Source organism: Mesorhizobium tianshanense, assembly GCF_007830515.1.
GTDB lineage: Bacteria > Pseudomonadota > Alphaproteobacteria > Rhizobiales > Rhizobiaceae > Mesorhizobium > Mesorhizobium tianshanense.
Genome location: NZ_VLKT01000090.1, coordinates 1 through 18,219, shown reverse-complemented (window position 1 = coordinate 18,219; position 18,219 = coordinate 1). Strand labels below are relative to the sequence as shown.

The window sequence follows — 18,219 nt, the reverse complement described above, 5'->3', positions numbered from 1 at the left end:
GCCACAACGCACCGCAGAGCCACAAGTTCAGGGTCTTCACCGCCGGCCAGAAGCGCCGCGTCACCCCAGCCATCAAGCGCCAGATGCGGCGGCGGTCGGCGGTCGAGCCCGTCATCGGCCACATCAAGAGCGAACACAGAATGGGCCGCAACTACCTCGCCGGCCGCCAGGGCGACGCCCTCAACGCCATCCTGGCCGCCGCCGGCTACAACTTCTCCCTCCTGCTCAGGTGGCTGAAGGATTTTTTGTCGCTCTTGATCGCCCTGCTTCAACTTCGGCCGAAGTCGGTCGCCGCTTAGGGCCCGGATTGTTCACGGTCGACTCGCCAAATCTTTTGATCGCATACCTGCCGGCAGCTACGGAAGAAGATTTCAGTACGGGCTCGATTGCAACAAAAAGTCGTTCAGCGTCTGGCCCGTACAGATAGAGGATACAGTTGCCTTCACCAAACTCGTCGCCATCAAACTCGCCGACCGATGCATCCCTGATAACTTGCTCTAGCCTATCCTCCAAAACGAGAATGGATTCGCGTTCTTGCGACGCTCCAAACTGACCGCCGTTGAGAAGAAGATAGACGATTGCCGCCTGTTCCACGAACAATCTCCAGCTTGCCGAGCGATCAGAACTCTATGCCTTGCTGCGCCTTCACGCCCGCCGAGAAATGGTGCTTGGTCACGCCCATCTCGGTGACCAGATCGGCCGCCTCGACTAGGGCCGGCTTGGCGTTGCGGCCGGTGACGACGACGTGCAGGCCCTCGCGGCGCCGTTTCAGCGCTGCGACCACCTTGTCGAGATCGAGATAGTCGTATCGTAGCGCGATGTTCAGCTCGTCGAGCACCAGAAGGCTGATCGACGAATCGGCCATCAGCTCGAGCGCCTTGGCCCAGGCGGCCTCGGCGGCAGCAATGTCGCGCTTCAGGTCCTGCGTCTCCCAGGTGAAGCCTTCGCCCATCGCGTGCCAGACGACCCGGTCGCCGAAAGCGGCAAAGGCGTCCTTCTCACCGGAATGCCATTTGCCCTTGATGAACTGGACGACGCCGACGTGCTTGCCATAGCCGAGCATCCTCAGCGCCAGCCCGAAGGCGGCAGTGGTCTTACCCTTGCCGGGTCCGGTGTTGACGATCAGCAGCCCCTTCTCGACCGTCTTTGCAGCGACCTCGGCGTCTTGCACCGCCTTGCGCTTGGCCATCTTGGCGCGGTGGCGTTCCTCATCCCTGTCGTCAATCGGCTTGTCTTTGATGTGCTTGGTATCAGCCATGTCATTTCACCTTGAGCGGCAGCCCCGCCACGATCAGCAGCACCGTATCGGCCACTGCCGCGACCTGCTGGTTGAGCCGGCCGGCGGCGTCGCGAAACCGGCGGGCGAGCGCATTGTCGGGCACGATCCCCTGCCCAACTTCGTTGGAAACCACGAACCATGGCCCACGCGGCCGCGACAGCACATCCGCCAACCCTTGGCATTCGGCCTCGATGTCGCGTTCGGCCAGCATATGGTTGGACAGCCACAGCGTCAGGCAGTCGATCAGGACAGGCCGGCCGTCGGGCAAAGCCTCGATCGCGCCGACGAGATCGAGCGGCGCGTCGACGGTCGTCCAGCCCTCGCCGCGCCGCGACCGGTGCAGCGCGATGCGCTCGCGCATTTCGTCGTCGTAAGCCTCGGCGGTGGCGATATAGGTCCACGGCGCCGGACAGGCCGTTACCAGTCCTTCGGCGTGCGCGCTCTTGCCGGAGCGCGCACCGCCGACAATGAAGGTCAGCTTCCCGCCGGGAGCAACGCGATCAGGCAAAGCTGTCGCGCAGGCTGGTCGCCGTGCCGGTGAAACGGCCACGCACCACGCCGACGACGACGCCGAGCACCAGCCAGAACACCAGATTGGTCAGCGTTACCGCCACCACGAACTGGTGGTGCAGGCCTTCCGGGATCGGCGACTCGAAACTGTCGGGCTGCGGCGCGCCGACGATATGCGGCGCCACGATCAGCGCCACGGCAACAAGCGCCAGCGGCAACGACTTGCGGAAGGCAAGCAGGCCAAGACCGGCCGCGGTCGCCACCACCGTCGCCGTCCACCAGATCTGGCGCTGGCTGAGATCGGCCGCCGGCATTGCCGGCAGTTCGGGCGGCAAGCCAAGGTTTGGGGCCAGCGTGAACACGGCAAAGCCGGCAAGGCCCCAGAACAGGCCCTGACGCCAATTGCCGATGCCGCCGGCGAATTCCGAAGCGGCGACCAGGATCAGCGCAAAGCCGATGCCGGTGACGACATTGGCAACGACGTTGAAGGCGAATCGCTCAAAACCGTCGGCCGGCGCCCAGCCTTCGCCTTCCCGAGCGGCAGCTTCTGCAGGTGCCGCGCTGGTCATGGCATCGGTATCGGTGACGTTCGCGGCGGGCGCCGCGGCATGGTCATGCGTGTGGCCGCCGCCGGCCTGTTCGTACACTTCCGCCTTCAGAATGAGCGGCACGGTAGCATAGGCCTGCATGCAGGCGAGAACGACGCCGGCCACGAGCCCTGCGATCGCCGCGATGAACACGACGTTGCGAAACAGTGTCATGATGTCAGCCCTTCGTCAGTGGCAGGGAAATGCCATCGAGTGGCGATAGTCGTGGGCGGCGTTGTGCACCGCATCGATTTGCGAGAAGCCGACAAAGCCCATGACGAAAATGCCGAGAAACGCAGCAAGCGCCAGCTGCATGAAGCGCGACTGCGAGGAGACGGAAGCGCCGAGGGAGACGGAAGCGGTATTCATGTCTTGTCCTTTCGCCCTCCACCCGAGGGCATAGAAGTCAGTTTCCCTGTCGCCGGCAGGTCTCCTGGCTCGCGGATCAGCGCCCTTCCCCACCTTCCCGAAGACGAAACTTCAGTGGCATATGGAGAGGACTACCGCACACAGTTGCGGGGGCAGCCACGGCATCGGGCAAACAATTCGCCCTCACCGCATTCCCTTTAGAGCACCGTGCGTCCGAATGGACGCACAAAGGACGCTCTAACACTTAGACTCTGCGCATGACCTTCCCGGAACCGATTTCGGTTCCGGGATCATGCGCGGTCCCTAACGGAACCGACGACAGCTGCGACTATAGGCAGAATCGTCGCGCCCGGCAAACCAAATTCCGCCGGCCGCCAGCTGGAATGCGCCATTTGGCTTCAGCCTTCCAATGAGACGATCCGATTGGCGACCAGTTGCTGCAGCTGCCAAAGATGGCGGTCGTGAATGCCGCGCTCTTCCAGGTTTTTCACCGTGTTGTAGAGGTAGTCGACGCCCGATCCCCAGTGTCCACAGGACGTGGCCAGTCTTTCGACGACCTCGTGCTCATCGAGCGAACCAGCATAGGTGATGCCGCTGCGATTGATGACGAAAGTCAGCGCCCTCAACGGACCGCCGTCGCTCGCCAGCCTGAGAATACGAGGCTTATAGCTTGTCGGCTTCAGCGTCATTTCGCGTCGGAAAAGCCTGCCCAATTGCTGCCGCCGATCGCCATCGGTTAGCCGAAAAGCGATGCCCTTGCACTGCCCTCCGCGGTCCAGAGCCATCATCAGGCCAGGGCGATCTTTGGTGCCGCGCCAGCGCGTCATGTTCATGCAAAAAGACCGGTGCCAGCCACGCACCACGGCGACACGTTCCTCGACATGGTCGATTTCGGGTTTCCAGATCAGCGAACCGTAGCCGAACAGCCACAACGGTTCGGCGGCAGGGAGTTCTGCCTGTAACTCGTCCAGCATCGCGTCATAGTCGCCATCATCCAGATGCATGGCATCCGGGTCAGGTCCAGCATCCTGGACCTCGCGCCAACAGCGCGCGACCAGCGCCGGCGTGAGCGCCATCTGTCGTGTGGCCACGTTCCATATCCCTTTTCTTGCCGCATGATTATGCGTCCCGCCCGAGACTCGCAATGCCGTCACCGCGATTGACAATTTTCGCGGCCGGGTGTCGGCTGGCACATCACAGGAAGCCTGCCATGCAGCCCAACCACAGCGAGCATGACCCCTATAACGGCCTGACCCGGGCCGAGCCGACGCTGCCGGCGTCGGACTACTGGGACCTGGACGCCTATCAGCGCGATCTCGACGCCATCTGGTATCGAAACTGGCTGCTCGTCTGCCGCGAGGGCGACCTTGCCCAGCCGCTGGCATTCAAGACATTCCGTGTCGGCACGCAGGAGATCGTCGTGCTGCGCGACGAGACCGGCACCCTTCGCGCCTTCCACAACACTTGCCGGCATCGCGGCTCACAGCTTTGCCGGGAAAGCGAAGGACGGCTGAAGGCGCGGCTCATCACCTGCCCCTATCACGCCTGGTCCTATTCCTTGCGCGGCGATCTCGTGCGCGTGCCGTCGAAATCGCTGCCCGAAGGCTTCGACAAGGCCGATCATCCGCTCTACCGCGTGGCGCTGTCGGTGTGGCGCGGTTTTGTCTTCGTCAATCTCGTGGAAGACGCCGCCGGTTCAGCTGAAGCATCCTTCGATCCCACATCCGGCAATCTTGCCAACTGGCCGCTGGAAACGCTGGTGACCGGCCATGTGCTGCGCAAGGTGATGAACTGCAATTGGAAGATCTTCTGGGAGAACTTCAACGAGTGCCTGCATTGCCCGGGCGTTCACAAGGACCTGTCGCGGTTGGTGCCGATCTATGGCCGCGGCCTGATGGGACGGCATGACGACCCGGAATGGGCCCGTCACGCCGACAATGACGCGCCGGAATTTTCCGGTGGCCTGCGGGCCGGGGCCGAGACCTGGTCGCGCGACGGCCACGTCCACGGTCCGGTCTTTTCCGAGCTGACGCCCTCCGAGCGTACCGCCGGGCAGACCTATGCGACCAACCTGCCGTCTATGTTCATCGTCGGCCATGTCGACTATGTCAGGACCGTGCGGCTGGTGCCGGTTGGACCGGAGCAGACCGAACTGACCGCCGAATGGCTTTTTTCGCCCGAAGCGCTCGCCGATCCAACGGCGGACCTCGACAACATCGTCGCCTTCGGCAGGCAGGTGCTCGAAGAAGACGCTGATATCTGCGAGGTCAACCAGAACGGCCTGCGCTCGAGGCGCCACAGGGCCGGCGTGCTGATGCCCGAGGAGTATGATCTACACCGCTTCCACAACTGGGTGCGCGAGCAGCATACAACGCTTTCATCCAAGCCGTGAACATCGAGGGGATTTGGCCCGCCTTCTTTTGTCCGGGGCAACCATGATAGTCGTCTTGCAGTGCTGAATCAGATTGCGAGACCATGAGCATTCCTACGCCGACCGCCTCCGTTCAGGATTCGCCGAAGCTGAAACGCATCGTCGCCATCGACGTGGCCCGCGGCATCGCTTTGCTTGCCATGGCGAGCTACCATTTCACCTGGGATCTCGAATTCTTCGGCTACGCCGATCCTGGCCTGACCGCCTTCGGCTGGTGGAAATTCTACGCACGCTGCATCGCCTCGACCTTCCTGTTCCTAGTTGGCGTCAGCCTGTTCCTCGCCCATGGCAAACAAATCCGCTGGAACGGGTTCTGGAAGCGCTTCGCCATGGTCGCCGGGGCGGCGCTCGCCATATCGGCCGCCACAAGGCTTGCCACGCCGGACAGCTTCATCTTCTTCGGCATCCTGCACGAGATCGCGCTGGCCAGCCTGCTCGGCCTGGCGTTCCTGCGGTTGCCGGTGCTGCTGACGCTGGTTGTCGCGGCTTTCGTCATCACCGCACCCCTCTACCTCAGGTCCGAGATCTTCGACCATCCGGCCCTGTGGTGGGTCGGCCTGTCGGCAACCAATCCGCGCTCCAACGACTATGTCCCGCTGTTGCCGTGGTTCGGCGCCGTGCTCGCGGGCATCGCGGTGGCAAAGCTCGCCTCCGCCTCCGGCGGGCTGACGCGGCTGGCGGGCCTGACGCCCGGTCGCTGGACAAATCCGCTGGTCTTTATCGGCCGGAACAGCCTCGCCTTCTATCTGATCCACCAGCCGGTTCTGATCGGCTCGATCTGGCTGTTTTCGCAAATCATGCCGGCGCCGGTCGAAACCAGGCAGCTGACCTTCCTGAAAGATTGCCAGATGTCGTGCGAGCAATCGCGCGACACGGAGTTCTGCTCCAGCTATTGTGAGTGCATGCTCGATACGCTCGAACGCGAGGCCACGCTTGATCGGCTCTACCGCAACGACCAGGCTGCGGAATGGCAGGCACATCTCGGCGAACTCGCCGGCGCCTGCACCGCCAAAGCCGACAGCACTTTGATGGAGGGAGGAGCACCATGACCGACCATCAGCCGAAACCGGGGCTCATACCGTGGCCGCCGCTGATCTATCTCGCGGCCATCGCCGTCAGTATCGCGCTTGGCTTGCTTTACCCGCTGCCATGGATCGGCGGCCTTCTCGGCGACATCCTGTTCGCGGCCGGCTGGGTGACCTTGCTCGGCGTGGTCTCACTCTGGTTCACGGCGATCCGCACCATGATCCGGGCAAAGACGACGCTCCACCCAAACGCCGTGCCGGACCATCTGGTCACATCAGGCCCCTTCGCCGTCAGCCGCAACCCGATATATCTGGCCAATACGCTGCTACTGATCGGCGTGGCCCTCGTCTCGGGGATTCCATGGTTCCTGCCGCTGGCGATCATCGCGGCCTTCGCAACGCAGAAGATGGCGATCGAGGGCGAGGAAAAAGTTCTTGCGACGAAATTCGGCAAGAAGTACCGCGATTACGCGAAAAGGGTGCGGCGCTGGATCTGATGGCGGCGAAATCAGCCCGAAGCCTTGCCCGGCGCGCTTCCCGAGTCCGGCAGCAGTTTTCGTCCGACATAAAGCAGCGCCGGGATCAATAGCACGATAGCCAAGACGACGGCCGGTCCCGCCAGGGCGAAACGCGCTGACGAGATATAGCCCTCGCGAAACGCCTGATGCAGCAGGGCGGCGCTGACCGGCAGGTTCAAGCCGAGAGCGGTCGCGGTGCCCGGCATATAGCGGCCCATGGCCAATGTGGCGAGGAGATGCGGAAAGGCCACATTGAGCAGCATCGCCAGCGCATAACCGGTCAGGACATAGGCGCCGAAACTCTCCCGTCCCTGCACGGTGGCGGTCAAGGCGGCAACGCCGGCAAGAACCGTGAGTACGAACACCGCGAACCGGAATTCATTGGACCCAACGGGACGATGCCAACGCCCTGCTTGTCCGGACCAGGCAGGCAGAAGAACAGCCTCCTCCAGATTGTGGATGGCGACCACGGCGGCGAACAGCCAAGCGAGAATGATGAACATGATTGATCGCCGGTTAGAGAGTGCCTTGGCGAAGAGACATCGGGGATCGGTCAGGTGTTGACGCCGAGCTCCACCAGCCGCTCGACGCAGGATTCCTCGGCCTGGTCGAGTTCGGCCAGGGTCTCTTCGAGGTCCCGGCGCTTCTGGCGCAAATCCTCGCGCTTTTCCTCGATGCGCTTGATCATCAGATTGAGTTGACCGACCTCGCCGGGCGGCTCCTTGTACATCTGGATGATTTCGCGGATTTCGTTGATCGAAAAGCCGAGCCTCTTGCCGCGCATGATCTGGCGGATGAGATGCCGGTCCGACGGGCGAAACAGCCGCGTGCGGCCGCGCCGTATCGGCTGCACCAGCCCCTCGTCCTCGTAGAAGCGCAGCGTCCGCGTCGAAACATCGAATTCGCGGGTCAGTTCGGTGATCGAATAATATTCCCGCATCGTCACTCCAAAATGCCTGGACCCGCGCAATCGCCCATTATGCCGCGTCGGTTTGCGTCCCAGGCGGGCCCGTCCCGCGCCGGAATCGGCCTGCGCCCCCTCTTCCGCCGAAACCTCGCATGGCATTTACGTAAAAGTCAATTGAAGGCGTAACCGCGCGTTCGCTCTAGCGCACGCCGAACCACCATGCGGCAAGGCCGAGAAAGGCAAAGAAGCCGACGACATCGGTGACGGTCGTCACGAAAACCGCCGAAGCCACAGCCGGGTCGACCTTGAGCCGGTCGAGCAGCAGCGGGATCAGGATGCCGGCCAACGCCGCCACGAACATGTTGATGATCATCGCCGCCGCGATGATTCCGCCCAGGTTGGGATCGCGGAACCAGGCGGCCGCGACGATGCCGATCAGGATGGCGAAAACGATGCCGTTGATGGAGCCGACGCCCATCTCGCGACGGATGATGCGGCCGGCATTGTAGATGTCGAGGTCCTTCGTCGCCAGCGCCCGCACCGTGACCGTCATGGTCTGCGAGCCGGCATTGCCGCCCATGCCCGCCACGATCGGCATCAGCACTGCCAACGCCACGATGTGCTCGATCGTGCGGTCGAACAGGCCGATCACCGAAGCCGCCAGGAAAGCCGTCCCCAGATTGACCAGCAGCCAGGGAACGCGCGAGCGCGAGGTCGACAAAATGCTGTCCGACAGTTCTTCGTCGCCGACACCGCCCATGCGCAGCAGGTCCTCTTCGGCCTCCTGCTGGATGACGTCAACCACGTCGTCGATGGTCAGCACGCCGACAAGCCGCTCGTTCTCGTCGACGACGGCGGCGGAGAGAAGGTCGTATTGCTCGAATTCCCGCGCCGCCTCTTCCTGGTCCATCGTGGCCGGAATGGCGTGCCTGGTCTCATGCATGACCTCTTCGACCTTGACCGAACGCTTGGTGCGCAGGATCTGGTCGAGATCGATGGCGCCGAGCAGCTTGAAGCTCGGATCGATGACGAAGATCTGGCTGAAGCGGTCAGGTAGGTTCTGGTCCTCGCGCATGTAGTCGATGGTCTGGCCGATCGTCCAGAACGGCGGCACCGCGACGAACTCCGTCTGCATGCGGCGGCCGGCGGTCTCTTCGGGATAGTCGAGCGAACGGCGCAGCCTGATCCGCTCGGTGAACGGCAGTTGCGACAGGATCTCGTCCTGGTCCTCCTTTTCGAGATCCTCGAGAATGTAGACCGCGTCGTCGGAATCGAGGTCCTGCATCCCCTGGGCGATCTGCGCATTGGGCAGATTGTCGACGATGTCGCGGCGAATCGCCTCGTCGACCTCGGTCAGCGCGGAAAAGTCGAAGTCGGCGCCCAACAATTCGACCAGCGCGCGGCGCTGTTCAGGATGCAGCGCCTCGAGCAGGTCGCCGAGTTCGGATTGATGCAGGTCGTCGACTTCGCGCTTCAGCGTCAGCGTATCGCGATCGGCGATCGCCGCGCCGATCTGGGCAAGGAACGACGACAAAATGGCGCCGTCCTCGCCATAGATGTCGGCGTGGCTGTCGTCAGCGGCCCTGGCGCCGGTCGTCTGTTCGTCCTGGCCTTCCACCAGCGCCTCCAGCCGTCGGAATTTCGGAAAAGGTGCCTGTCAGGTCTAACGCATGACCCCGAAAATCGGAATCGATTTTCTGAAAGGATCATGCGGGAGGATAAATTGCTACAGCGTCCTTTGGGCGTCCGGAAGGACGCGCGGCGCTGCAGACAGAACCGGTTGCCTTCACCGCGCGTCAAATTGCGACCTGAGCGCGCTCTCAATGTTTGCCGATGGAGACCGGAACCCTATATAACCGAACTGGCGCATGCTTCGACCGCGGACATGCAAAGATCAACCGAAGAGAAGGATTGAGATGCCGGACGACAACTCGGATGCGGCGATACCTAGAATTGCACTCATTTCAACCCATGGCTACGTGGCAGCAAACCCGCCACTGGGCGCGGCCGATACGGGCGGACAGGTGGTCTATGTCCTGGAACTGGCCAAAAAGCTGGCCCAATTGGGCTATGCTGTCGATATCTGGACGCGGCGATTTGAAGACCAGCCTGCTGTCGATGACGTGGCGGACGGAGTTCGTGTCCTGCGCGTCGGCTGTGGCGGACCCGATTTCATTCCCAAGGAATATCTCCACCGCCACCTTCTCGAATGGTGTGAAAACGCCCTGCGTCTGATTCGAAGGGAAAACCTTTCCTACGACTTCATCAACAGTCACTACTGGGATGCGGGCGTGGCCGGGCAACGGCTGTCGGAAGCGCTCACTGTCCCGCACATCCATACGCCGCATTCCCTCGGCATATGGAAGCAGCGCCAGATGAAGACGGACTACCCGGACAAGGCCGATACATTCGAAGCCGAGTTCAATTTCACTGAGCGCATAAAGCACGAGACGATCATCTATCGAAGCTGCGCGATGGTGATTGCAACGACGCCGCAGCAGGTGGATATGCTGGTCGAGGACTACAGTCTCGAGCGCGACCGCGTGCACATGATCCCGCCCGGCTATGACGACAACCGGTTCTTCCCCGTCAGCGAGGCTTCCCGCAGGCTGATCCGCCATCGGCTCGGCTTCGAGGGGCGAACGATCCTGGCGCTAGGCCGGCTCGCCACGAACAAGGGCTACGACCTTTTGATCGATGCGTTTTCCGTGGTCGCGCCGCGTGTGCCGGATGCGGTGCTGAGGCTCGCTGTCGGCGGCGAGAACATGGACGAGCAGGAACAGAAGATCCTGAACCAGCTCAAAGAACAGGTTGAACAACTGGGCTTGCAGGATCGTGTCGTCTTCTCCGGCTATGTTGCCGACGAGGATCTGGCCGACACCTATCGGGCGGCGGACATGTTCGTCCTGTCGAGCCGCTACGAGCCGTTCGGCATGACCGCGATCGAGGCCATGGCCTGCGGAACGCCCACCGTGGTCACGATCCATGGCGGCCTCTATCGCGGGATCAGCTACGGCCGGCACGCGCTCTTCGGCGATCCGTTCGACAAGGAAGACCTCGGCATCACGATCGTCAAGCCCATGAAGCACCCGCGCCTCTACGGCCGACTAGGCCGCATGGGTGCACACAAGGCGCGCAGCCTGTTCACCTGGACAGGTATCGCGCAGCAGCTTGTCAGCCTTGTCGAGGGACGTCCGGTTTTGAAGGCGGTCGACGACCATGATTGGGACGAGCCGTGGAACGACGGCGATTGAGACCGATCGCGCTTTTATCGAGCGATCTCGACGGGACTTTGGCCGGCCATGCGCCGGCGACGTCGCGCTTTCGTTCCAGATGGGAAGCGCTCGACCCCGAGCACCGACCGGTCCTGGTCTACAACAGCGGTCGTCTGGCCGACGACATTCTGAATTTCGTCGACGAAGTCGGCCTGCCGGCGCCGGACTACGTGATCGGGGGCGTCGGTACGATGCTCGCCGGTCCGCGGCACACATCGCGCCTGGGGCACTTCAATGAAAGGCTTTCGGAAGGCTGGTCTCTTGAAAAGGTCGATGCAGTGCTCGGATCGCTCAACGACACCGTCCGGCAGCCCGACGGTTATCAACACGCCTTCAAATCGAGTTGGTACCTGCACGACGCAAGTCCGGACGTCCTTGCCGGCATAGAGCGCGCGCTGGAGGAGGCCGGCCTCTCCGTGACGATGGTCTATTCGAGCGGACGCGATCTCGACATCCTGCCGCGTTCAGCAGACAAGGGGCAGGCGCTCGCCTGGCTCTGCAATGAACTCGGCATCGGCCTGGACGAGGTGCTCGTCGCTGGCGATACCAACAACGATCGCAGTATGTTCGCCCTGCCGGGCGCCCGCGGGATTGTCGTCGCCAACGCGCTTCCCGAACTGCGTGACATGGCTCGGGACAACCCGCTGATTTACAGTGCGAAGGAACAGTTTGCCCTTGGCGTCGTTGAAGGCCTCGTTCATTGGTCGGTGTTTGAGGACGCCCAATCCTGACCCGGAAGTACTGATCTCCCTGTCAAGGTTTGAGCGCCCATACCGTCGCATGTAGAACGGCACCCGGTTCGGCGATGAGACGTGCGGATTGTATCGGCTCAAAACCGCTGATCCGCTTCGTGCCTGCCCAACGACCGTGATCCGCGAAGACCTCGATCGATCCGTAGTCGAGGAATATCCGCAGCCGTTTTGGACGGGCCCCCTTGGCGATATAGTGAGGAGATTGAGCCGCGCCGCCGTCTTCGTGGCAAATGGCAAGCCCCTCATCGTCGAGGACGACGTCGAGGCGGACGGTTGGATGATTGAGTTTCAGTTGGAAATGGGCACCCGGCTTTTCGAACTCGAACAGGATTTCGACGGCGCCATTGACAAAGGTTACCTGCTCTCCGGCTGCAAGGCGTGTCCGGTCCAGAATGTGGCTCCGCAAACTCTCGGCGGCTCCGATGGGCGGAGTATGCAGCGCGCCGGCAGACAGACGGATATTGCGAGGCAACGTCATGGCTGTGGGGAAATCGATCTCCGATCCGGTGTCGACCCAGTTGGCAAGCCACCCTATGCCGACAATGGCATCACCGTCGACGAAGGCCTGGAAGGCGTAATTGTCCGTCCCGAAGTCCAGTTCCTGTTCGAATTCCTTGGCAAAGGTCTGACCATCGAACCAGCCTACAACAGCCACGGTCAGGTTCTTGCGCCGGGTGGATTGGTCCTCGCCGTTCATCAGTCCGAGAATGAGAACCCAGCGTGTCGCGGGGTCGGTCGCTGGCCCGTCGAGCGGCAGCATGCAGGGACATTCGATCGCCGTCGTCCGATAGCTTTTCTCGACCAGAAGCTTGCCGATATATGTCCAGCCGGTGGCGGCCGTATGATCATGGGTTTCGTAAAGCAGGACAACGCCGCCCTCATCGCTCTGGCTGCCCAGCAGCATTTTCCAAAGGCCATCCGGTCCCTTGAAGACGTATGGATCGCGAAAATCCGATGTCAATCCCTCGTCAAGCGGGCGGTATGGCAGGATGACCTCCGCATTTCCCGCCATGATGAGGTCGCTGGAGGTGGCAGTGAGTTGGATTTGCTGTTCCGGGATACGGTCCTGTACCTGCTCGGTAAAAAAGACGCGAATGCCCGGGCCATCGGCAAGCGGGATGGCTGAGCCGGAATACGCACCGCCGCGTCTGTCGGGCCTTGCGGTAAGATCTTCCGATGGGAACAGGAAGATAGGCATGTGACGCCACCGCAAATAATCGGAAGAGACGGCGTGCCCCCAATGCATCGTATTCCAGCGAAGCCCGTGGGAATAATGCTGGTAGAAGAGATGTGGGCGACCGCCAAACCGGCCAAATCCGTTTGGATCGTTCATCCAGCCGAACGGCGGACGAAAATGATAGCTGTCGGGGATGTTCGGCGGGGCATTTCCCGGATTGGTGTGGAGAACCGTGATACCTGTCTCCAGCACGTCGGCCGCAAACCAGTAGGCAACCGATACCGAGGTTTGATCCGTGTCGTAATCCAGTTCGACACTGCCGCCGCCGAAGACGTGAAAAATTCTGAATTCATGTTCTTCGGCGTTGGCAACGCTCACCTCGCCGAACTTGCCACGGACATTAGAAAAAGACAGTGAGCCCTGGATGCCCGGCTTGGTCGCCTTAAGCCAGATATGGAACGTGGCGTTGACTGGCAGGTCGGCATGCAGGCTTCGAATGGTGTCCCCTCCCGCAGTCCTAACCTGGCTGTCGCTCATGAAGATGGCTCCGTTCTGTGTGGCGCTCCCGGACAGGTCAAACCGGGTTTTCGACCTGGAAATACGTTGCAGGAGGTTAAAGCCGGATTCTCACTTTAGCAAAGCCATTCCCCGGATTCCGCGCCCCAGGGCCTGCATCCACTGCATGAACGAGCTCCGGTTGAGCGGGCCGATGGCGCAAAGTCTGTGTTTGGGCCTGTGTTTGGCGACGTGACGGAATTTGACCGAGATGCCAATTCCTGGGATTTAATTCGCGGTATCTTCTGACGTATCGTGCATGTGGAGGAATCATGGCGATCGAGAGGCTATGACGGTACGGCAGCGTCTGTTGGCTATTCTCATCACTGGCATTGGCGGCACAGCGGCGGCGGCCGCCTCGTTTGCGATGGCGGTCTACGATGCGGCCAACCCGGAGGGCGTGGCCCTCGTTGCCGCCGGCGAGCCGGTGGACACCGGCCGCTGGATCGTCACGGTCCGCAAGGCGCGGGCCGGCCCGACGCCGCCAACCGGTATCGAGCCGCTGGAGCCGAAGACCTTCGTAATGGTCGAATTCGACGCCGACAACCGCTCGGCGGAAACCAGCAACGTTCTCACAAGATTGCTCGCCATCGATCCGCCGGTCCCGAACCTGCCCGACCCGATCGTCTATCTGACGCGGGACGGCTGGGTCGCCGGCGGCATCAGCCCCGGCATGCCGGAACGGATGATCGCGGCCTGGGAATGGCCGCCCGCCCTCCCCCCGCCGCGCACGCTGCGGCTTCTGATCGGCAGTCAGATCTACAAGCGCCGCGATAATCTCTACGGCGCTTCCGGGTGGTTCGACCGCGACCCGGTCGCCGCCGTCGAACTTTCCGTTTCACCGGCCGCAGCGGAGATGGCGCAATGATCGGCGCCATCAAGGGGCTGGCGGGGGTGCTGCTGGCTGCGGCAATGCTCTACGGGATGCAGCGCACGACGCCTCTTTACAGCGACATCATCTCTCCCGTTCCCGTGGCCGGCAGGCAGGGCGAAAGGGTGGACACGAGCGCCTTCGCCATCGGCGTCGCCGACGTCCATCTGGCACGGGAGGTCATGGCGTCGAGCTTCGGCCGCACCCGCACCTATACCACCTCCGGCGTCTGGGTGATCATCGAAGCCGCGGCCGCCGCCAAGCAGGAAAGCCTTTCCCTGACATCCGCCAAATGGCTCGGCCCGAACGGCGTGCGCCATGCGCTCAGCCAGCGCTTCTCGGCCATGTCGGGCATGCTGGGATCGGAGCGGCTGGAGCCGGGCATCCCGAGGCCGATGCTGATGGCGTTCGAGGTTCCGGAAAGCCAGCTCTCCGGCGCCACCCTGCTGATCGCCCGCTCCGCCTTGACGCCGCTCGCGGAGGAAGCGTGGATCGAGATGACGGACGTGCGGGCGCAAGACATCCGGCCAGCCGTCACGCTCGGCCGGGGCAACCGGAGCCAGCCCTGGACGCTGGAGGCCGAATGACGGCGACCGCCGCGAATACCGGCGAACGCCGCCGCTACTGGTTCAGCATTGCGGCGCTTGCGGTCGTCCTGCCGGCCGCGATCCTGGTGCACACAGGGGATACGATTCGGGAGCGGCTGCGCGACATGCGCAATCCCATCGCCGTCGAAAGCGGGACCTTGCAGCGCTATGCCGGGGCGGACTGGCGGCTGACCGGGCTTGCCCGCCTGCCCGGAAGCCTCCCCGACACGACCGTCGTCCTCGCCGAGTTCGAGGCGACCGTCGACGATCCGAAGCAGCTTGCGGAAAATCGGTGCCAGGTCGCCCTGACGGACGATTGGGGCCGCCGCTGGGAGCCGGCCTTCCTGCCCGGGAGCGCGGTGCGCAAGGCCAAGCCGGCAGCCGCGGACAAACCGCATTGCGGCCTGTTCGAGGAGCTCAGCCCGGGCGATACGGTCATGATGGCCGAGAGCTTCGTCGTCCCCGAAGACGCGGAGAGCCTCGCGCTTTCCGTATCCCTCTCCGGGGCCCTGCCCGCCTATCTGCTCTTCAGGTAGAGACAGCCTGCGTCCGGCCGGCCGACCGCGTCCGCGTCGCCACCGCGTGTTCGAGCACCGCCGCCAGGAGGGCGATGCGCACGGCGTCGAGCAGGATGCCGCCGTCGAGATCGCTCGGGCTGCCGATGAACACGCTCATGACGCCGACAACAACCTGCCAGGTGGAGAGATCGTAGGGGCCGAGCGTGCGCGTCGCCCCGTACCAGAGCCAGGCGCCGAGCCAGTTGAGCGCGCGATAGGCGACGATGAATGTGACGAGCGTCGCAAGCCCGGCGCTGACGGTCAGCGTCAGGCAGGTCCAGACCGGCCGGTAGCGCGCGCGGTAGCCGCCAAGGAAATGGGCGGCGAAATCATGCAGCCATTTCCGCCAGGTCGTGGCGCCCGAGGGCGCGGCGTGCGCGGGCGCGGATGCTGGCGACAGATCGTAGCCGTTGATGATGGCCGCCATGACCAGCCAGATCATCGGCAGGAGCGCGTAGAAGAAGAGGTTCTGCGCCTGCTCGAAGGCGCTCGGCTGTCGGAACTCGACCGGCGTGAAGCCTTCCGCCGCGTGGGCCGTCATCGACAACGACGGTATGCCCATGCTCAGCTCTTCCAGCAGCGAGCCCGCCCCGAGCCACCTGATGAAGTCGTCCTTCCAGATGTCGAGCGCGTAGAGGCCGATGAATATCCAGCTTGCGTCCGCCGCCACGATCACGAGACGCCACCACGGCGCCTGCGAGCGGTCGTTCATGCGTTTGGCGGCCCAGCGGATCGCCCAGCAGGCGACAACCGAGGCGATCAGGCCGCGCGACTGCAAGAGCTGAAAGATCTGGAGCTTCTCGCCGAATGCCACGCGGTCGAGCGCCAGTCGCGAATATTCCCGCACCGTATCGCCGAGAAAGCCCCACGCCGCGTAGTAGGCGAAGAACGGCAGAATCACCGCCGCCGTGACCGCCAGCATATGATCCCCGCCCCGCAGCCAGCCCGCGCCCTTCGCCGTGCCGGCCGGCGCCTGCCGCAGCGCGGCCAGGGCGGGCAGGCCCGACCGCAACACGGCGAACATCGTCACCACGACCAGCAGCTTCGCCAGCACCACGAGCGACAGCATGAGCATCCCGCCCAGCGGGTGTTGAAGTCCCACCGTCACCGCCGCCTCCAGCAGAAGGTCGCGCGCGATGTACCCGATGGCGCCGACGAGAAGGAGTTGCGGCCAGTAGCGGGCGAGAAGGCCGGCCGTCAGCGCGAGCGGCCGGACGATGTCCTCAATCATGGTCGTCATGGCATATGCTTAGCGGAGCGAAAGCGGCCTCTCAACGCGCGGGCATTCAGATTTCGACATCCGTTTTCACAAACCGTGTGACGAAGGAGACGCCTCGAGTGGGCCGGATTCGGCGACGGTCGAGAACGATGCGAAAGGCAGCCCGCGCGGGCTGCCGACCGTCGCTCGATATCCAAATGCGCGCACTTCTCGCGAAAACCGGTTGCAATATAGGATCAGTTGTGCAAAAAAATATAACCGATTGCATTTCGCAATCAGTTATGAGGAAGGACTTCTACCATGACCAAACTTCGCGTTGGCAATTTCAGCCTGTCACTCGATGGCTACGGCGCCGGCCCTGATCAGAGCCCTGAAAATCCGCTGGGCGTCGGCGGCGAGGCCCTGCACGATTGGTTTATCCCGACCCGCACATTTCAGCGAGTGCACGGAAAAGAAGACGGCACGGCAGGTGTCGACGACGAGTTCGCGGCGCGCGTTCACAGGAATGTCGGCGCGTGGATCATGGGCCGAAACATGTTCGGGCCGATTCGCGGATCTTGGCCCGACGAATGGAAGGGCTGGTGGGGAGACAATCCGCCGTTCCACTGCCCCGTCTTCGTGCTGACGCACCATGAACGTGCACCGGTCACCATGGAGGGCGGCACAGTCTTCCACTTCGTAACCGACGGCATCGAAGCAGCGCTGGAGCGCGCGGTCCAGTCCGCCAACGGCAAGGATGTGCTGCTCGGCGGGGGAGTGGCGACTGTCCGGCAATATCTGCGCGCCGGGCTCATCGACGAGATGCACCTTGCGATATCGCCGATACTCCTCGGCTCTGGCGAGCACCTCTTCGCCAATATCGATATCACCAACCTCGGCTATCGCTGCACCGAGCACGTTCCCACGCAAAACGCTACCCATGTCGTGCTGACCAAATAGGAGCGGAAAATGATTCCCATCCCTTCTCTTGTTAGAGACGTTTTGGAAATTCTGCTCCAACGGAAGCGAAACCGGCTGATGAAGGGCAGCTCGGGGTCATGAGCGCTGGTTGATTGGAAGTCGGATATTAGACGGCTGCGGGATGGCGCGACCGCTCAGGACCCGAAGTCGGCTTCAGTAACAGATCACCCGGCTTTCTAATCGGCCACTTACGAGGACCTGAATTGCCGGCTGGACGATGCGTTCCGCACCTGACCGTCCAATATCACAGCTTGTTATCGCGACATACACCGCAACCCCTCCACAGCCTAGCTTAAGCTATAGTAACCGGGGCAAAACCGGTGGCGGACGCGGCGTTATGACTCGGGTGTATCGGGTTAGAGAGGGTGGCGGTTTGGCGGGCGGCGTGATTCTGTCAGGCCATGGCGGATCCACCAGATTCTCGAACGCCGACCCCTACGGACCTGCTCGACATGATCCTGCAGTTGCGGGCAGAGGTGGCCGGGCTTCGCGCCGAGAATGCGGCTCTGAAGGATGAGATCCGGCGTCTGAAAGGTCTACCGCCGCGCCCGACGCTGAAGCCGAGCGGGATGGAGCAGTCGTCCAAGCGGAGTTCACCTGCGGCAACGGGTCCGAAGCGGCGTGGCTCGAGCCGGGCGAT

21 protein-coding genes and 1 riboswitch are annotated in these 18,219 nt (G+C 62.8%); of the genes, 11 read left to right on the top strand and 10 right to left on the bottom strand.

What is annotated here, in order from left to right; translation table 11 throughout:
* Positions 1–299: transposase (locus IQ26_RS36380; RefSeq protein ID WP_208760293.1), on the top strand; the 299-nt coding region annotated here is incomplete at its 5' end.
* Positions 300–619: 320 nt separating this feature from the next.
* Here IQ26_RS36380 and cobO read toward each other — a convergent pair.
* The 5 genes from cobO to IQ26_RS36350 all read right to left on the bottom strand — a co-directional run bounded on the left by cobO (position 620) and on the right by IQ26_RS36350 (position 3,836).
* On the bottom strand, positions 620–1,258 hold the full coding sequence (cobO, locus tag IQ26_RS36370) for a cob(I)yrinic acid a,c-diamide adenosyltransferase (RefSeq protein WP_145723198.1): 639 nt from the start codon (positions 1,256–1,258) through the stop codon (positions 620–622).
* 1 nt (position 1,259) lies between these two features.
* Complete coding sequence (gene cobU / locus IQ26_RS36365; RefSeq protein ID WP_407660250.1) at positions 1,260–1,757, bottom strand: bifunctional adenosylcobinamide kinase/adenosylcobinamide-phosphate guanylyltransferase; 498 nt, start codon at positions 1,755–1,757, stop codon at positions 1,260–1,262.
* Between the two features lie 22 nt (positions 1,758–1,779).
* Positions 1,780–2,550, bottom strand: coding sequence for a CbtA family protein (locus tag IQ26_RS36360; RefSeq protein ID WP_145723196.1), 771 nt, complete (start codon positions 2,548–2,550; stop codon positions 1,780–1,782).
* 15 nt (positions 2,551–2,565) lie between these two features.
* Entirely contained in the window at positions 2,566–2,745 is a 180-nt protein-coding gene (locus tag IQ26_RS36355; RefSeq protein ID WP_145723195.1) for a CbtB domain-containing protein, read from the bottom strand.
* 38 nt (positions 2,746–2,783) lie between these two features.
* Positions 2,784–2,970, bottom strand: a riboswitch (cobalamin riboswitch).
* Positions 2,971–3,143: 173 nt separating this feature from the next.
* Positions 3,144–3,836 (bottom strand): gamma-glutamylcyclotransferase, encoded by a 693-nt coding sequence (locus tag IQ26_RS36350; RefSeq protein WP_145723194.1) that lies wholly within the window; start codon positions 3,834–3,836, stop codon positions 3,144–3,146.
* Between the two features lie 119 nt (positions 3,837–3,955).
* Here IQ26_RS36350 and IQ26_RS36345 point away from each other — a divergent pair, with 119 nt between their 5' ends.
* The 3 genes from IQ26_RS36345 to IQ26_RS36335 all read left to right on the top strand — a co-directional run bounded on the left by IQ26_RS36345 (position 3,956) and on the right by IQ26_RS36335 (position 6,698).
* Complete coding sequence (locus IQ26_RS36345; RefSeq protein WP_145723193.1) at positions 3,956–5,137, top strand: aromatic ring-hydroxylating oxygenase subunit alpha; 1,182 nt, start codon at positions 3,956–3,958, stop codon at positions 5,135–5,137.
* An 83-nt stretch (positions 5,138–5,220) separates the two neighbouring features.
* On the top strand, positions 5,221–6,225 hold the full coding sequence (locus IQ26_RS36340; RefSeq protein WP_145723192.1) for an acetyltransferase domain-containing protein: 1,005 nt from the start codon (positions 5,221–5,223) through the stop codon (positions 6,223–6,225).
* Entirely contained in the window at positions 6,222–6,698 is a 477-nt protein-coding gene (locus tag IQ26_RS36335; RefSeq protein ID WP_145723191.1) for a methyltransferase family protein, read from the top strand. The genes IQ26_RS36340 and IQ26_RS36335 overlap by 4 nt, the downstream gene beginning before the upstream one ends.
* An 11-nt stretch (positions 6,699–6,709) precedes the next feature.
* Here the strand turns inward: IQ26_RS36335 and IQ26_RS36330 are convergent, their stop codons facing one another.
* From IQ26_RS36330 to mgtE, 3 genes are all read right to left on the bottom strand, one after another.
* Positions 6,710–7,222 carry an HXXEE domain-containing protein gene (locus IQ26_RS36330; protein WP_145723190.1) on the bottom strand — a complete coding sequence of 171 codons (513 nt, stop codon included), beginning with the start codon at positions 7,220–7,222 and terminating at the stop codon, positions 6,710–6,712.
* Between the two features lie 50 nt (positions 7,223–7,272).
* Positions 7,273–7,659, bottom strand: a complete 387-nt coding sequence (locus IQ26_RS36325) for a MerR family transcriptional regulator (RefSeq protein WP_126044048.1) — start codon at positions 7,657–7,659, stop codon at positions 7,273–7,275.
* A gap of 166 nt (positions 7,660–7,825) precedes the next feature.
* On the bottom strand, positions 7,826–9,244 hold the full coding sequence (mgtE, locus tag IQ26_RS36320; protein ID WP_145723189.1) for a magnesium transporter: 1,419 nt from the start codon (positions 9,242–9,244) through the stop codon (positions 7,826–7,828).
* A gap of 298 nt (positions 9,245–9,542) precedes the next feature.
* Between mgtE and IQ26_RS36315 the strand changes: the two genes are divergently transcribed.
* Both IQ26_RS36315 and IQ26_RS36310 read left to right on the top strand, forming a co-directional pair.
* Positions 9,543–10,880, top strand: coding sequence for a glycosyltransferase family 4 protein (locus IQ26_RS36315; RefSeq protein ID WP_145723188.1), 1,338 nt, complete (start codon positions 9,543–9,545; stop codon positions 10,878–10,880).
* On the top strand, positions 10,862–11,632 hold the full coding sequence (locus tag IQ26_RS36310; protein WP_322791124.1) for an HAD-IIB family hydrolase: 771 nt from the start codon (positions 10,862–10,864) through the stop codon (positions 11,630–11,632). Before IQ26_RS36315 ends, IQ26_RS36310 begins: the two co-directional genes overlap by 19 nt.
* Positions 11,633–11,654: 22 nt before the next feature.
* On the opposite strand, the gene IQ26_RS36305 is transcribed toward IQ26_RS36310, so the two are convergent.
* Entirely contained in the window at positions 11,655–13,367 is a 1,713-nt protein-coding gene (locus IQ26_RS36305; protein ID WP_145723186.1) for a GH32 C-terminal domain-containing protein, read from the bottom strand.
* Positions 13,368–13,674: 307 nt separating this feature from the next.
* On the opposite strand from IQ26_RS36305, the gene IQ26_RS36300 reads away from it, so the two are divergent.
* The 3 genes from IQ26_RS36300 to IQ26_RS36290 are packed head-to-tail and all read left to right on the top strand — an operon-like array spanning position 13,675 to position 15,379.
* Positions 13,675–14,253, top strand: coding sequence for a hypothetical protein (locus IQ26_RS36300; RefSeq protein WP_145723185.1), 579 nt, complete (start codon positions 13,675–13,677; stop codon positions 14,251–14,253).
* Complete coding sequence (locus IQ26_RS36295) at positions 14,253–14,843, top strand: hypothetical protein (RefSeq protein WP_407660249.1); 591 nt, start codon at positions 14,253–14,255, stop codon at positions 14,841–14,843. Before IQ26_RS36300 ends, IQ26_RS36295 begins: the two co-directional genes overlap by 1 nt.
* On the top strand, positions 14,840–15,379 hold the full coding sequence (locus IQ26_RS36290) for a hypothetical protein (protein WP_145723183.1): 540 nt from the start codon (positions 14,840–14,842) through the stop codon (positions 15,377–15,379). The genes IQ26_RS36295 and IQ26_RS36290 overlap by 4 nt, the downstream gene beginning before the upstream one ends.
* Here the strand turns inward: IQ26_RS36290 and IQ26_RS36285 are convergent.
* Complete coding sequence (locus IQ26_RS36285) at positions 15,372–16,631, bottom strand: hypothetical protein (protein ID WP_240547424.1); 1,260 nt, start codon at positions 16,629–16,631, stop codon at positions 15,372–15,374. The genes IQ26_RS36290 and IQ26_RS36285 overlap by 8 nt on opposite strands.
* Positions 16,632–16,919: 288 nt before the next feature.
* Here IQ26_RS36285 and IQ26_RS36280 point away from each other — a divergent pair, with 288 nt between their 5' ends.
* Both IQ26_RS36280 and IQ26_RS40145 read left to right on the top strand, forming a co-directional pair.
* Positions 16,920–17,558 carry a dihydrofolate reductase family protein gene (locus tag IQ26_RS36280; RefSeq protein WP_145723181.1) on the top strand — a complete coding sequence of 213 codons (639 nt, stop codon included), beginning with the start codon at positions 16,920–16,922 and terminating at the stop codon, positions 17,556–17,558.
* Positions 17,559–18,031: 473 nt separating this feature from the next.
* A partial coding sequence (locus IQ26_RS40145) for a septum formation initiator family protein (RefSeq protein ID WP_240547422.1) occupies positions 18,032–18,219 on the top strand: 188 nt, incomplete at its 3' end.